Source organism: Janthinobacterium sp. SUN118, from assembly GCF_030397695.1.
Taxonomy (GTDB): Bacteria; Pseudomonadota; Gammaproteobacteria; order Burkholderiales; family Burkholderiaceae_D; genus Janthinobacterium.
This window is the reverse complement of sequence record NZ_JAPUBV010000006.1, coordinates 237,671-251,890: the sequence shown is the minus strand read 5'-3', so window position 1 is coordinate 251,890 and position 14,220 is coordinate 237,671. Positions and strand designations below refer to the sequence as shown.

Annotated in this window: 12 protein-coding genes; 3 read left to right on the top strand and 9 right to left on the bottom strand. The window is 62.2% G+C overall.

The window, feature by feature from the left end; all coding sequences use genetic code 11:
- Positions 1 to 340: 340 nt before the first annotated feature.
- The gene (locus O0880_RS26830; protein WP_289889495.1) at positions 341 to 1,471 is read left to right on the top strand and encodes an alpha/beta hydrolase; all 1,131 of its coding nucleotides are present in this window, start codon (positions 341 to 343) and stop codon (positions 1,469 to 1,471) included.
- A 79-nt stretch (positions 1,472 to 1,550) separates the two neighbouring features.
- Here O0880_RS26830 and secA read toward each other — a convergent pair whose 3' ends face one another.
- On the bottom strand, positions 1,551 to 4,319 hold the full coding sequence (gene secA, locus O0880_RS26825; RefSeq protein ID WP_289889494.1) for a preprotein translocase subunit SecA: 2,769 nt from the start codon (positions 4,317 to 4,319) through the stop codon (positions 1,551 to 1,553).
- A 279-nt stretch (positions 4,320 to 4,598) separates the two neighbouring features.
- Between secA and O0880_RS26820 the strand changes: the two genes are divergently transcribed.
- Positions 4,599 to 5,108, top strand: a complete 510-nt coding sequence (locus O0880_RS26820) for a DciA family protein (RefSeq protein ID WP_289889493.1) — start codon at positions 4,599 to 4,601, stop codon at positions 5,106 to 5,108.
- A 159-nt stretch (positions 5,109 to 5,267) separates the two neighbouring features.
- Here O0880_RS26820 and lpxC read toward each other — a convergent pair whose 3' ends face one another.
- From lpxC to O0880_RS26805, 3 genes are all read right to left on the bottom strand, one after another.
- Complete coding sequence (lpxC, locus tag O0880_RS26815) at positions 5,268 to 6,203, bottom strand: UDP-3-O-acyl-N-acetylglucosamine deacetylase (RefSeq protein WP_289889492.1); 936 nt, start codon at positions 6,201 to 6,203, stop codon at positions 5,268 to 5,270.
- A 75-nt stretch (positions 6,204 to 6,278) separates the two neighbouring features.
- On the bottom strand, positions 6,279 to 7,121 hold the full coding sequence (locus tag O0880_RS26810) for a DMT family transporter (protein ID WP_289889518.1): 843 nt from the start codon (positions 7,119 to 7,121) through the stop codon (positions 6,279 to 6,281).
- A 192-nt stretch (positions 7,122 to 7,313) separates the two neighbouring features.
- A complete protein-coding gene (locus O0880_RS26805) occupies positions 7,314 to 8,084 on the bottom strand; it encodes a helix-turn-helix transcriptional regulator (protein ID WP_289889491.1) in 771 nt (256 codons plus the stop codon).
- 118 nt (positions 8,085 to 8,202) lie between these two features.
- Between O0880_RS26805 and O0880_RS26800 the strand changes: the two genes are divergently transcribed.
- Positions 8,203 to 8,970 (top strand): class I SAM-dependent methyltransferase, encoded by a 768-nt coding sequence (locus tag O0880_RS26800; protein WP_289889517.1) that lies wholly within the window; start codon positions 8,203 to 8,205, stop codon positions 8,968 to 8,970.
- Positions 8,971 to 9,018: 48 nt separating this feature from the next.
- Here the strand turns inward: O0880_RS26800 and O0880_RS26795 are convergent, their stop codons facing one another.
- From O0880_RS26795 to O0880_RS26775, 5 genes are all read right to left on the bottom strand, one after another.
- Positions 9,019 to 9,525, bottom strand: coding sequence for a peroxiredoxin (locus O0880_RS26795; RefSeq protein ID WP_071325280.1), 507 nt, complete (start codon positions 9,523 to 9,525; stop codon positions 9,019 to 9,021).
- Between the two features lie 266 nt (positions 9,526 to 9,791).
- Positions 9,792 to 11,000, bottom strand: a complete 1,209-nt coding sequence (ftsZ, locus tag O0880_RS26790; RefSeq protein WP_034784974.1) for a cell division protein FtsZ — start codon at positions 10,998 to 11,000, stop codon at positions 9,792 to 9,794.
- Positions 11,001 to 11,154: 154 nt separating this feature from the next.
- Complete coding sequence (gene ftsA, locus O0880_RS26785) at positions 11,155 to 12,387, bottom strand: cell division protein FtsA (protein WP_010394955.1); 1,233 nt, start codon at positions 12,385 to 12,387, stop codon at positions 11,155 to 11,157.
- Positions 12,388 to 12,431: 44 nt separating this feature from the next.
- Positions 12,432 to 13,250 carry a cell division protein FtsQ/DivIB gene (locus O0880_RS26780; protein WP_071325281.1) on the bottom strand — a complete coding sequence of 273 codons (819 nt, stop codon included), beginning with the start codon at positions 13,248 to 13,250 and terminating at the stop codon, positions 12,432 to 12,434.
- Between the two features lies 1 nt (position 13,251).
- The gene (locus tag O0880_RS26775; protein ID WP_289889490.1) at positions 13,252 to 14,220 is read right to left on the bottom strand and encodes a D-alanine--D-alanine ligase; all 969 of its coding nucleotides are present in this window, start codon (positions 14,218 to 14,220) and stop codon (positions 13,252 to 13,254) included.

The following is a 14,220-nucleotide window of genomic DNA, read 5'->3' as shown; positions in this document are numbered from 1 at the left end:
GCGGCGGCCCGGGCAGCGCCGATGGGGGCCGGCAGCATGGCCCTTGCGATTTATCAGAACGCTGCCGCCTGGCGGCGCTAAGGTATAGAAACAGACGATAGCGAGTCTGGCAAGCGCGCCGCCCAGGGAGGATGTCATGGCGCATGCTCAGTCATACCGAATGCCACGCAACGGCGCAGGACCCTCAGGCCTGCTGCACCGCCTCCTATGCCTGCTTTGCCTGCTGGCCTGGCTGACGGCCTGTACGGTGCAGCCTGGAGCAAACGATCGCGCAGTCGACCACGCCACTGAACCGTCCTCCACAGCGCCGCCGGCCGCCGAAACGCCGCCAGCTCCAGCATTGCCCCCCTCGACCTGGGGGCCTCCGCCATCCACCTTCCCATGGAGCAGCTCCTGGTCGGGCATCGGCGGCTTGCTCGGCAACCTGGGCAACCTGGCCGGCAGCAGCGCCACGCTGAAGTCCGACAACGATCCGCCGCCAGACGGCGCCGTGCACGTCACCGTGTATTACGCCACCGACAGGCAATACCAGCCCGCCAGCCGCAACTATGGCTGGCAGCCCAACCGCGCGGCCCCCTACCTAAGCTACGGCAGCGTCCTCGTCAGCATCCCTGAAAAAAGAGCGCCGGGCGAACTGCCGCTGCCGCCCTGGTACGACATCCTGTCCGGCGACGATGCGCAACAATATGTGCTGATCAAGGGAGGCACGCGCCTGTCGCGCGCGGATTTCCTCGCCACCGTCAAGGCCAGGATACAGGCCGCCCCGGAACGCCGCGCCGCCTTCATCTATATCCATGGCTACAGCAATTCGTTCGACGACGCCGCCCGGCGCACGGCGCAGATGGCGGTCGACCTCGATATCGGCGCCCTGCCCGTGTTCTACAGCTGGCCGTCGAAAGGCACCCTGGCCGGCTACGAATACGACCAGAATTCGGTTGAATGGACGCAGGCGCACCTGCAAGCCTTCCTGGCCGACTTCGCGGAGCACTCGTCCGCCACGGATATCTACATCATCGCCCACAGCATGGGCAACCGCCCGATGACGCTGGCCCTGGCCAGCCTGCTGGAACGGCGCCCCGACCTGCTGCCCCTGTTCAAGCAGGTGGTGCTGGCGGCGCCGGACATCAATGCCGATGTCTTCCGCGACCAGATCGCCCCCCGCTTTGCCAGCCTCAGGCTCCCCGCCACCCTGTACGCTTCCGCGAACGACAAGGCGATCCGCGCTTCCTACAATTTTGCCGACTGGGACAGGATAGGCGACATCCGCGGCCCCGTCGTCGGCATACCCGGCATGGAACTCGTCGACGCCTCGGCCGTCATCATGAATTTCATGGGCCATGATTACTTCGCCAGCAACCGCATCTTGCTGACCGATATCGCCACCATGATCAAGACGGGGCAACGGGCAAGGAACCGCGGTGGCTTGAAAGGCATTCCATCCGGAGCGCCGCAATACTGGGCATTTCCCTGAGCAGGAGCCGTGCATGATATTCCGGACATAAAAAAACGGAGACCGCAGTCTCCGTTCTTGTCCTGCCTATCGGCTTGGCTTAAGCAAGCTTGCCGTGGCAAGCCTTGTACTTCTTGCCGCTGCCGCATGGGCATGGGTCGTTGCGGCCCACTTTGACGCCCATGCTCACGCTCAAGTCGTCGACGTTATCCATATTGCCGCCGGCCGTAGGGGCCAGCAACTCTTCCGGCGCCGCGTTCGGGTCGAACTCGGCGTGCTGGTAGTGCACGTTTTCCACGTGCGACTGCTGCATCGCCTGCTCGGCCGCATCGACTTCTTCGCGCGACTGGATGCGCACCGTCATCACGTGCTTGGTGACGTCGTTCTTGATCATGTCGAGCATCTGGCCAAACAGTTCAAACGCTTCACGCTTGTATTCCTGTTTCGGGTTCTTCTGCGCGTAACCGCGCAGGTGGATACCCTGGCGCAGGTGGTCCAGCGCCGCCAGGTGTTCACGCCAGTGGCTGTCCACGCTTTGCAGCATGACATTGCGCTCGAAGCCGCCAAACGATTCCTTGCCGACGATATCGATCTTCGACTGGTACACGGCATCGGCCGCGACCAGCACTTTTTCCAGGATTTCTTCGTCCGTCAGGGTCGCATCGGCTTCCAGCATCTGCTGCAGCGGCAGATCGAGCTGCCACTCGCCGGACAGGGTGTTTTCCAGGCCCTTGATATCCCACTGCTCTTCCACCGATTCCTGCGGCACGTACTGGTGCACCAGGTCGGTGAAGACGCCATGGCGCAAGGAGGCGATCATGTCAGAAATATCGGTCGTTTCCAGCAGCTCGTTACGCTGCTGGTAGATGACCTTGCGCTGGTCGTTGGCGACGTCATCGTATTCCAGCAATTGCTTGCGGATGTCGAAGTTGCGTGCTTCCACCTTGCGCTGGGCCGATTCGATCGAACGCGAGACGATACCCGCTTCGATCGGTTCGCCTTCCGGCATCTTCAGGCGGTCCATCACGGCGCGCACGCGGTCGCCGGCGAAGATGCGCAGCAGCGCGTCGTCGAGCGACAGGTAGAAGCGGGACGAACCCGGATCGCCCTGGCGGCCGGCACGGCCACGCAGCTGATTGTCGACGCGGCGCGATTCGTGGCGTTCGGTGCCGATGATGTGCAAGCCGCCCGCATTGACCACGTGGTCATGCAGCGATTGCCATTCATCGCGCAGCTTCTGCGCCTGCTCCGCCTTGTCGGCGTCGCTCAGCTCGGGATTGGCTTCGATGAACTTGATCTGGTTTTCCACGTTACCGCCCAACACGATGTCGGTACCGCGACCGGCCATGTTGGTGGCGATGGTGATGGCTTTCGGACGGCCGGCCTGGGCGATGATTTCCGCTTCGCGCGCATGCTGCTTCGCATTCAGTACGTTGTGCGGCAAACCGGCCTTGGTCAGGATGCCCGACAGCAGTTCCGAATTCTCGATCGAGGTCGTGCCCACCAGCACGGGCTGGCCGCGCTCGTAGCAGTCACGGATGTCGTTGAGCATCGCGTTGTACTTTTCCGCCGACGACTTGTAGACCTGATCCTGACGGTCCTTGCGCTGCAGCGGACGGTTTTGCGGGATCACGACCGTTTCCAGGCCGTAGATTTCCTGGAATTCGTACGCTTCCGTATCGGCCGTACCGGTCATGCCGGCCAGCTTCGCGTACATGCGGAAGTAGTTCTGGAAGGTGATCGAGGCCAGGGTCTGGTTCTCGTTCTGGATCTTCACGCCCTCTTTTGCTTCGACAGCCTGGTGCAGGCCATCGGACCAGCGGCGGCCCGTCATCAAACGGCCCGTGAATTCATCGACGATCACCACTTCATTGTTCTGCACCACATAGTGCTGATCCTTGAAGTACAAGGCATGCGCGCGCAGGGCCGCATACAGGTGGTGCACGAGGGTGATGTTGGCCGAATCGTACAGCGATGCGCCTTCCGGCAGCAGGCCCATCTCCATCAGGATGCGTTCGGCTTTTTCGTGGCCCGCTTCCGTCAGCAGCACCTGGTGCGCTTTTTCATCCTTGGTGTAGTCGCCCGGCACCTCGACCTTGCCCTTGCCGTCCGGCGTTTCTTCGCCGATCTGCAGGGTCAGCATGCCAGGCACGGAATTGATCTTGTGATACAGGTCGGTATGGTTCTCGGCCTGGCCCGAAATGATCAGCGGCGTGCGCGCTTCATCGATCAGGATCGAGTCGACTTCATCGACGATGCCGAAGTTCAGGCTGCGCTGCACGCGCTCGCGCGCTTCGTAGACCATGTTGTCGCGCAAGAAGTCGAAACCGAATTCATTGTTCGTGCCGTAGGTGATGTCGGAGTTGTACGCCTGCTGCTTGGCGCTGTGCTCGATTTGCGACATGTTCACGCCCGTCGACAGACCCAGCCAGGCATACAGGCGGCCCATGGTCTCGGCATCGCGCTGTGCCAGGTAATCATTGACGGTAACGATGTGCACGCCCTTGCCCGACAAGGCGTTCAGGTAGGCGGGCAACGTTGCCATCAGGGTCTTGCCCTCGCCCGTGCCCATTTCCGCGATCTTGCCATAGTGCAAAACCATACCGCCGATCATCTGCACATCGAAATGGCGCATGCGCAGGACGCGCTTGCTGGCCTCGCGGCAGACGGCGAACGCTTCAGGCAACAAGGCATCGAGCGATTCGCCACCGGCGATGCGTTCCTTGAAGGCCGGCGTCTTCGCTTGCAGCTCGGCATCCGTCAGCTTTTCGATGGTCGGCTCGAGCGCATTGATCTCGCGTACCGTTTTTTGGTATTGCTTGAGCAGCCGCTGGTTGCGGCTACCGAAAATCTGGGTCAGTAATGACATGCTTGAATTCTTGAAAAAACGCCGTTAAAAAAAGCTCGGTAGGCAACAACGAGGTAGTAATCGCGTCACCGCACGGAGTTCGACTATGGCAAAAGACGATGATTTTATCATGCGTTCCCGACATGGTTGGGGTAATGCGCCATATAACAATAGCTTAATGACAAACAAATGGCAGAAATTGCGGACATTTTCCATACTGTAAGGCAATGCGACGGGCCAGACAACGGCGCGCCGGCCGCCGCGCTCGTCATGCGCGGGCGAGTGTGATATGTTTCGGCCATGCGAACTCCCACTTATTCTCCGGCACCGCGCCGCGGCTACGGCTTTGCCCGTTCGGGCCCGGCCGCCACGGGCGCAACTGACTTTCTGCGCGGCAACGCGACGATGGCATCGCTGATGCCGACCGTCACGCGCCTGGCCGCACTGCAAAAAGACTGCGCCAAGGCCTTGCCGGCGATGTTCGAGCATTGCGACATCCTGCAGTTCGAAAGCGGACAGCTGGTACTGGCCACGCCCAATGCGGCGCTGGCGGCCAAGCTCAAGCAGCAATTGCCGAAACTGCAAGGGGAACTGGAAAGGAAGGGCTGGCAGATTTCAGGCATCAAGCTGAAAGTGCAGGTCATCAAGAGCATCGCGCCCATCGTGCACACGCGGGCGCTGGTCTTGCCGGAAAAGGCCATGTCGGCCCTGGAAGAGCTGAGCACGGCCCTGCCCGCATCGAAGCAGAACGAGCAGTTGATCGCGGCACTGCGCAGTTTAGTGCGCCACCACCGCGAATCAAAAGATTAAGACTGTCCGACGACATTTTGACACCTCAGAAAACCGTAGCGAGCGGAAGGGAGAGGTGGCTAAGAAGCGCAACCGCACGAAGTACGGGGGCGCCGAGCCGGTGAGCATCGCAGGCCGCCTATACCGACGCGCAGTAGGTTTAATGAGGTGTCGCTCAGATCAGGTCAGCGACCATTCGCGCTCCATCTGGCGCAGGTACGATTGCGGCGCCGTCTCGTTGGTGGCAAACGAAACGATTTCATACGATTCCGGCTGCTCGAGCAGCGCCAGCAGCAACTGGTTGTTCAGCGCGTGGCCGGACTTGTGCGCCGTGTAATAGGCCAGCAAGGGGTGGCCGACCAGATACAGGTCGCCGATGGCGTCGAGGATCTTGTGGCGCACGAACTCGTCTTCATAGCGCAAGCCATCCGCGTTGAGGATGCGGTACTCATCCATGACGATGGCGTTTTCCAGCGAACCGCCACGCGCCAGGCCCATGCCGCGCAAGCTTTCCACGTCCTGCATGAAGCCGAAGGTGCGCGCGCGCGCCACGTCATGCACATATGACACGTCGCCGAAGTCGACCGAGGCGCGCTGCATCGTGCCATCGACGGCCGGATGATTGAATTCGATGAAGAAATCGAGCTTGAAGCCGTCGTACGGCGACAATCGCGCCCATTTCTCCGCGTCGCCCTTGCCATGGCGCACTTCCACCGGCTTGATGACCTTGATGAACTTCTTCGGCGCTTCCTGCTCTTCCACTCCCGCTTGCTGCAGCAGGTAGACGAAGGACGAGGCGGAACCATCCATGATGGGAATCTCTTCCGCATTCACGTCGATATACATATTGTCGACGCCCAGGCCGGCCGCGGCCGACATCAGATGTTCCACGGTAGACACCCTGGCGCCATCCTTGATCAGCACGGAAGCCATGCGCGTATCGCCCACGGCCATGGCGCTGGCGGGAAACTCCACCACGGGATCGAGGTCGATACGGCGAAACACGATGCCCGTGTCGATGGCGGCGGGACGCAAGGTCAGCTCCACCTTGGTTCCCGAATGCAAGCCGACACCGATGGTGCGGACCAATTGTTTGATAGTGCGTTGTTTTAACATCCCACGATTATATCTATTTGCCGGATTTTCGTTGCGGTGCGGCATGGCTCACGCCAGAAATACCACAAGCGTTCCTCACGGATGTTCGCTTTCCGCATGCACGGCTTCACGGCGCACCAGGTAAATCCCGCTGCCGATGATGATGGCCGCGCCGATCAGGGTATATTGGTCCGGCAGCGCGCGCCACAGCAGCCAGTCCAGGGCCATGCCCCAGGCCAGGGCCGAGTATTCGAACGGTGCCACGCTCGATGCCTTGCCATGGCGAAACGCCTCCGTGATGGCCAGCTGGCCCAGGAAGCCGCTGACGGACAGGCCCGCCAGCAGCCACCAGTCCTCGCGGCGAATGCTCACCCACTCGTGCGCCGACAGGGCCACGCCGCCGATGGCCATCATCACCATCAGCCAGAAGACCATGCTTTCGCTGGCATCGGTGCGGCTCAGGATGCGCCCCGTGACGGCGGAAATGGCGTAACAGGCGGCCGAGCCCAGCACCGCCAGCCCTGCCAGCGAAAAGAATCCCGAACCGTCGGGGCGCAGCGCCACCAGCACGCCCAGCAGGCCCACGGCGATGGCGCACCAGCGCGCCAGGTCGACTTTTTCCTTCAGGATAAAAACCGACAGGACCGTGATCAGCAAGGGGGCGACGAAGAACAGCGCATACGTCTCGGCCAGCGACATGCGCTTCAAGCCGTACGCGAACAGCGTGATCATCAGCACGCCCAGCACGCCGCGCAGCACATGCAGCGGCCAGCGCACCTTCAGCACGTTCCTGAAGGCGCCACGGCACAACAGGTACAGGCACACGAGCGGCAGGGACGACAGCGCGCGCAAGGCCGTCACCTGCATGGCGGGATAGTGGGCAGACAACAGCTTCATGGCTGTGTCCATCAGGGAAAACATGGCGACCGCGGCCAGCATCACATAGATGCTGCGCAGGTTCGAGGATGGGGAAGACAAAGGAAACTCCTGGCGACAATGCGGCTAACTTCGGCTGCTCGTTGCAGCTTGGACCGTCATCATGGCGACGGCCGGAGCCAGGACCCCATGGCAAGGCCATGCGGTCAGCCTGATTATAACAAGCGCGACCGTTTTACATTTTCAAAGGGACAACTATACGGGCAACAGCATCACCAGTTTCAGCTCGTGCTGGCGCGCCAGGTGCAGGGTCACCTGGTTGAAGCTGAGCGGCCCCTGCTGCGCATGCTGGAAGCGGCGCAAGCCGCCATCGCGGCCCTGCACCTGCTGCGCGCCCCACCACAGGCGGAAGTCAGCGCTGGCCGCGGCCAGTTCCGCGATCAGCCCGGCCAGCGGCGCCTGATCCGCATGGCGGCCGATATCGGCGCGAAACTCCGCCACCAGCCGCTGCGCCCGCTCGGGCCAGCCGACGACCAGGGCACGCGCGCACGGCTCGAGAAACATGAAGCGCAGCTGGTTCGGCGCGACGGCATCGCCGCGCAGCCAGTCGGCGAACAGGATCGCCGCCGCCCCATTCCATGCCACGGCATTCCATGCACGGTCCAGGATATAGGCGGGGGCAGCGATGGCGGCAACGATGGCCGCCAGTTCGGCGGCGGCGGGACCATCGCCCTCTCCTGCCCCCTGGCTGGGGTCATGCCTGTCAGCCACTTCGAACAGATAGGCGCGCTCGGCCACGCTCAGCTGCAGCACCTGGGCCAGGCGCGCCAGCATCCTGGCCGAGGCCGACACGGGCCGCCCCTGCTCCAGCCACGTCAGCCAGGTGGGACTGACGTCGCACAGCTGCGCCAGCTCTTCGCGCCGCAAACCGGGCGTGCGCCGCCGCCCGCCACCGGGCAAGCCCGCCATGGCGGGGGTGAGGGCTTCGCGCCGGGCGCGGATGAATTCAGCGAGTTTGGTCGACATGGCAGGGTTCAGGGCTCAGGGTTTTATGGTAGTAGTTATACCAGTATAAGTTATGGTCTTGTTACAGGATAATTTTATGCCTATGCTGCAGGAACTTACTCACGAACCGGAGAAAACCATGCAGCAGCACGATGTTGTCGCCGAACAATTCGGCAAGACCGCCAACGCCTACCTGAGCAGCGCAATCCACGCGCAGGGCGCCGACCTGGTGCTGATGCAGGAATGCGCGCGCCGCCATGGCAAGCCGGCCGTCCTGGACCTGGGCTGCGGCGCCGGCCACGCCAGCTTTGCCGTCGCCCCCGTGGCCGCCTCCGTCGTCGCCTATGACCTGGCGCAGCCGATGCTCGACGTCGTCGACCACGCCAGGGCGCAGCGCGGCTTAGCCAATATCCGTACGCAGCAAGGCGATGTGGCGCGCCTGCCGTTTGCCGACGCCAGCTTCGACATGGTCGTCACGCGCTTTTCCGCCCACCACTGGAACGACGTGGCCGGCGCCCTGGCCGAAGCGTGGCGCGTGCTGCGTCCGAACGGCACCCTGCTGGTGGTCGACATCGTGGCGCCGAAAACGGCCCTGTACGACACCACCCTGCAAGCCGTGGAAATGCTGCGCGACGCTTCGCACGTGCGCAACTACCGCGCCTGCGAATGGGGCGCCAAGTTCGACAACGCCGGTTTCACGCACCAGCTGCGCAGCGTGTGGAAGCTGACCATGCGGTTCGACGAATGGACGGCGCGCATGCGCACCCCGGCCGAGCGAGTGGCCGCCATCCGCAACCTGTTCGACGGCACGCCCGAGGAAGCGCGCCGGTATTTCGCGCTGCAGGACGATTACTCGTTCAGCATCGATGCGGCCATGTTCGAGGCCACCAAGCCGTCGGTACAGTAAACGTGAAAACGGCGCCGATGGCGCCGTTTTCATGCAAGCGAGTAGCGCTTAAGCCAGTTGGCCCAGCAGCGTTTCCGCATTCGACACTTCAAACTTGCCGCCCTGCTCGACGTTCAATTGCGTCACGACGCCATTGTCGACCAGCATCGAGTAGCGCTGCGAGCGCGTGCCCATGCCGAACTTGCTGAAGTCGGCGTCCAGGCCCAGCGCCTTGCTGTAGGCGGCATTGCCGTCAGCCATCATGCGCACCACGCCGGTGGCTTTCTGATCGCGGCCCCAGGCGCCCATCACGAACGCGTCGTTGACGGAGATGCACCAGATTTCGTCGACGCCCTTGGCTTTCAGGTCGGCAGCGTGCTGCACGTAGCCCGGCACGTGCTGTGCGGAGCAAGTCGGGGTGTAGGCGCCTGGCAGGCCGAAGATGGCGATCTTCTTGCCTTTGACCAGGTCTTGCACGTTGAACGTGTTCGGGCCCAGTGCGCAACCTTCGGTTTCGCTTTCGATGAATTCGGCCAGGGTGCCTTCTGGCAGGGTGTCGCCGATCTTGATGGTCATGTTGACTCCTTGTGTACTGTCGGTTGAAGGCACTGTCCGCTCCATGAAGCGGACAGTGCCGTGATCTGGTTCGGCTAGCGTAAAGTCATCCCCAATCGATGATGGTGATTTCTCAAGGATGACTTATGCTGGCTCAGCGCGATAGTATGCCTGACTTGCCGTATTTGTGCAGAAAATGGCCGGGAAGGCAAAGGCAAACATCAAGAAAACAGATAAAAAAACGGCGGCCCTCAGGCCGCCGTCATGTTTGCCGACATCAGATCACCTTAGTCGGCCTGCTTGCGCAGGAAGGCTGGAATGTCGTACGTCTCCATGCCATTTTTTTCCATCGCGCGCACCTGCTCGGAAGCCGATTCGCGGCGCCATACTGCCGGCGCCTTCATGCCGTCGAAACCGGCAGCCGGCGTAGCCACGCCAACCGTCGTCGTCGCCGCTTGCGCGCTACCCATGGCAGCCGATGGAGTCAACGGGCTGTTGTGGGTACCGGTGCGCAGCACTTGCTGCGGTACCAGCTGGATGTTTTTCTTGGCGCGGCCCAGGCCCGTGGCCACCACGGTAACGCGGATGTCGTCGCCCATGGCGTCGTCGTAGGCGATACCTTGCGCGATCGACGCGTCCGGCGCGGCAAACGCGCGCACGGCAGCCATGACTTCCTTGATCTCTTTACCTTTCAAGCCACGGCTGGCCGTGACGTTGACCAGCACGCCGCGCGCGCCGGAGAGATCGATGCCATCCAGCAGCGGCGAAGCGACAGCCTGTTCGGCGGCGATGCGCGCGCGGTCGACGCCGGAAGCGGTCGCCGTACCCATCATGGCCTTGCCCTGCTCGCCCATGATGGTTTTCACGTCGTTGAAGTCGACGTTGATATGGCCCGGCACGTTGATGATCTCGGCGATGCCGGCCACCGCGTTGTTGAGCACATCGTCGGCATGCTGCATCCATTCCAGCATGCTTTCGTCTTCGTAGATCTCTTCCAGTTTTTCGTTGAGGATGATGATCAGCGAGTCGACGTGCAGGGACAGCTGCTCCAGGCCTTCGTCGGCGATGTCCATGCACTTCTGGCCTTCGTACGAGAATGGCTTGGAGACCACGGCCACCGTCAGCGCGCCCAGTTCCTTGGCCACTTCCGCGACGATAGGCGCCGCGCCCGTGCCCGTGCCGCCGCCCATGCCGGCAGCGATGAAGACCATGTGCGCGCCGCGCAGCGAATCGGCGATGCGCGCGCGCGATTCTTCGGCCAGCTGGCGACCCACGGCCGGCTTCATGCCGGCGCCCAGGCCCGTATCGCCGATCTGGATGATGTTGTGGGCCTTCGATGTCGACAGGGCCTGTGCGTCGGTATTGGCGGCAATGAACTCCACGCCCGACATGCCTTTGTTGATCATGTGTTGGACTGCATTGCCACCCGCACCGCCGACGCCGACGACCTTGATGACGGTACCTAAAGCTGTGTTATCGACCATATCGAACTCCATGATGTGCTCCTATCAGATGCGGTTTCCAAGCGCCAGGCCTCATATTGGTAGGAGAACTGGAGATTGAAAACTGCGGTTAAATATAAAATTAAGTTATGTGTGTTTACCTGCGATGCTGCCAAAAAACCTGTCATGCCGGGCCTGAAGCACGCCCTTAAAAATTCCCTAAAAACCATTCCTTCATGCGCTGCCAGACTGCCTTCACCGAGCCGTCCTGACGCGTCACGATGTGGCCGCGCAGGTATTGCTTCTTCGCTTCCAGCAGCAGGCCAAGCACCGTGGCATAGCGCGGACTGCGCACCACGTCGGCCAGCTGTCCCCGATACTCGGGCGTGCCCAGGCGCGCCGGTTTCAGGAAAATATCTTCCGCCATTTCCACCATGCCGGGCATGATGGAAGTGCCGCCCGTGAGCACGATGCCCGACGACAGCACGCCTTCGTAACCGGATTCGCGCACCACCTGGTGCACCATCGCAAACAGCTCTTCGACGCGCGGTTCGATCACTGCCGCCAGCGCCTGGCGCGACAGGTTGCGCGGACCGCGGTCGCCCAGGCCTGGCACTTCCAGCGATTCACCGGGATCGGCCAGGACCTGCTTGGCCACGCCATAGCGGATCTTGATTTCTTCCGCTTCCGCGGTCGGGGTGCGCAAGGCCATGGCGATGTCGTTGGTGATCTGGTCGCCGGCGATGGGGATGACTGCCGTATGGCGGATCGCGCCATCGGAGAATACCGCCACGTCGGTCGTGCCGCCGCCGATGTCGATGAGCACCACGCCCAGCTCTTTTTCATCGGGCGTGAGCACCGCGTCGGCGGATGCCATCGGCTGCAGGATCAGGTCCGACACTTCCAGGCCGCAGCGGCGCACGCACTTGACGATGTTCTGCACCGCCGACACGGCGCCGGTGACGATATGCACCTTCACCTCCAGGCGGATGCCGCTCATGCCGATCGGCTCGCGCACATCTTCCTGGCTGTCGACGATGAACTCTTGCGGCACCGTGTGCAGCAATTGCTGATCGGTCGGAATGTTAACCGCTTTTGCCGTCTCGATGACGCGCGCCACGTCGGTCGCCGTCACTTCCTTGTCCTTGATGGCCACCATGCCGCTGGAATTGAAGCTGCGGATATGGCTGCCCGCGATGCCTGCGTAGACATTGCGGATCTTGCAGTCGGCCATCAGCTCGGCCTCTTCCAGCGCGCGCTGGATGGACTCCACCGTGGCCTCGATATTGACCACCACGCCTTTTTTCAGGCCCTTCGATTCGTGCTGGCCCAGCCCGATCACTTCGTGGCGCCCGTCGGACATCACTTCGGCTACCACCGCCACCACTTTCGAGGTGCCGATGTCGAGGCCGACGATCAGGTTTTTCGCGTCTTTTGTCATTTCTGTCGCCTAATGTATGGGCTATTCGTTAATTGATTATTCGGTTAAGTCGGTTTTTTAATCGGACTGCCATTTTTCTTCCTGATCGCTGCTGCCGGCCTGCCATCCTTGCCTTCGGCCGGTATCACCAGGCCTGCGGAACTGAGGGCCAAGCCGTTCTGGTAGCGCATATCGATCGTGTCGATATTTTCCAGCCGGCTCGCCAGCTGCGGGTAGATACCCACCAGCCGGTCGACCCGCGCCTTCAGGGTCGTATGATTCTGCTCGCGCCCCAGCGCCACGCTCATGCCGTTATTCAGTTTCACGGTCCACGCATAACGGCTCGACAGCGACAGGGTCTCGGGCACCATCTTCAGCGGCGCGAACCATTTTTCCAGCTGCACGTAAGTGGCCAGCACTTCCTTCTCGCTGCCATCGGGGCCGGAAAACGCGGGCAATTCATGGTCATCCTCGGCCTCGGCCACATTGGCGGTAAACACGTCGCCCTTGACCGACAGCAGGCGTCCATCCTCGCCCCAGGTGCCCAGCGCCTCATGTTCTTCCAGCGCCACGATCAGCTGGTTCGGCCACTCGCGCCGCACGCTGGCGCGGCGCACCCAGGGCACCGATTCGAACACGCCGCGCACGCTTTCCAGGTTGGTCGTGAAGAAATTGCCCTTGATGCGCCCCAGCGTGCCGCTGCGCAGGGTCAGGTAATTCACGTGGCGCAGGCCCTTGTCGTCCGCGCTTTCCACCTTGATGCTGCGCAGGTCGAACATCGGGCGCTGCGACACCCACCAGACGCCGGCCGCCACGCACACGACCAGCACCGCGGCCAGCAAGCCGTTGGCAGTCGTATTCAGGCTTTTAGCGTCATGCCACATATCAGCGTTTTCCCTTGTGCATTTTCAGGCTTGCGCCGGCGACGATTTCCAGGCACAGGTCTTCATAGCTGGTGCCTTCCGCGCGCGCCGCCATCGGCACGAGCGAATGGCCGGTCATGCCCGGCGAGGTATTCACCTCCAGCAAAAACAGCTTGCTGTCGGCCGCGCGCATCAGCACATCGACCCGTCCCCAGCCTTCGCAGCCGAGGGCGCGGTAGGCTTCCAGCGCGATACGTTCCATCTCTGCGATGATCGCCTGGTCCAGCTGCGGCGGGCAGAAATACTGCGTATCGTCCGTGAAGTACTTGTTCTGATAATCGTAATTGCCTTGCGGGGCGACGATTTCGATCGGCGGCAGCGCCCGCGCCGTGGCGCCCTTGCCCAGGATCGCGACGGTGAATTCGCGGCCCTTGATGAATTCCTCGGCCAGCACCGAATCATCGAGGCCGGCGGCGATGTCGTAGGCGGCCTGGAAGGCCGACGCTTCGTTGACCGTCGTGATGCCGATGCTCGAACCTTCATGCGGCGGCTTGACGATCAGCGGCAAGCCCAGTTCCGCAGCGACCTTGGCCAGGTCGGAGCTGTCGTTCAGCACCGCGTACTTGGGCGTCGGCAGCTGGTGCATCAGCCAGATCATCTTGGTGTAGACCTTGTCCATGCCCACCGAGCAGGCCATCACGCCGCTGCCCGTGTAGGGAATGCCCAGCTGTTCCAGCGCGCCCTGCAGGCTGCCGTCTTCGCCGAAGCGGCCGTGCAGCGCGATGAAGACGCGGTCGAATTTCTCGGCGGCCAGTTCGGCCAGGCTGCGTTCGCCCGTGTCGAAGCCATGCGCATCCACGCCATGGCTTTTCAATGCGGCCAGCACGCCCGCGCCGGACATCAGCGACACTTCGCGCTCGGCCGAGCGGCCGCCGAACAGGACGCCGACCTTGCCCAATTGTTTTACGTCGATAGCTGAAGCTTGGTTCAC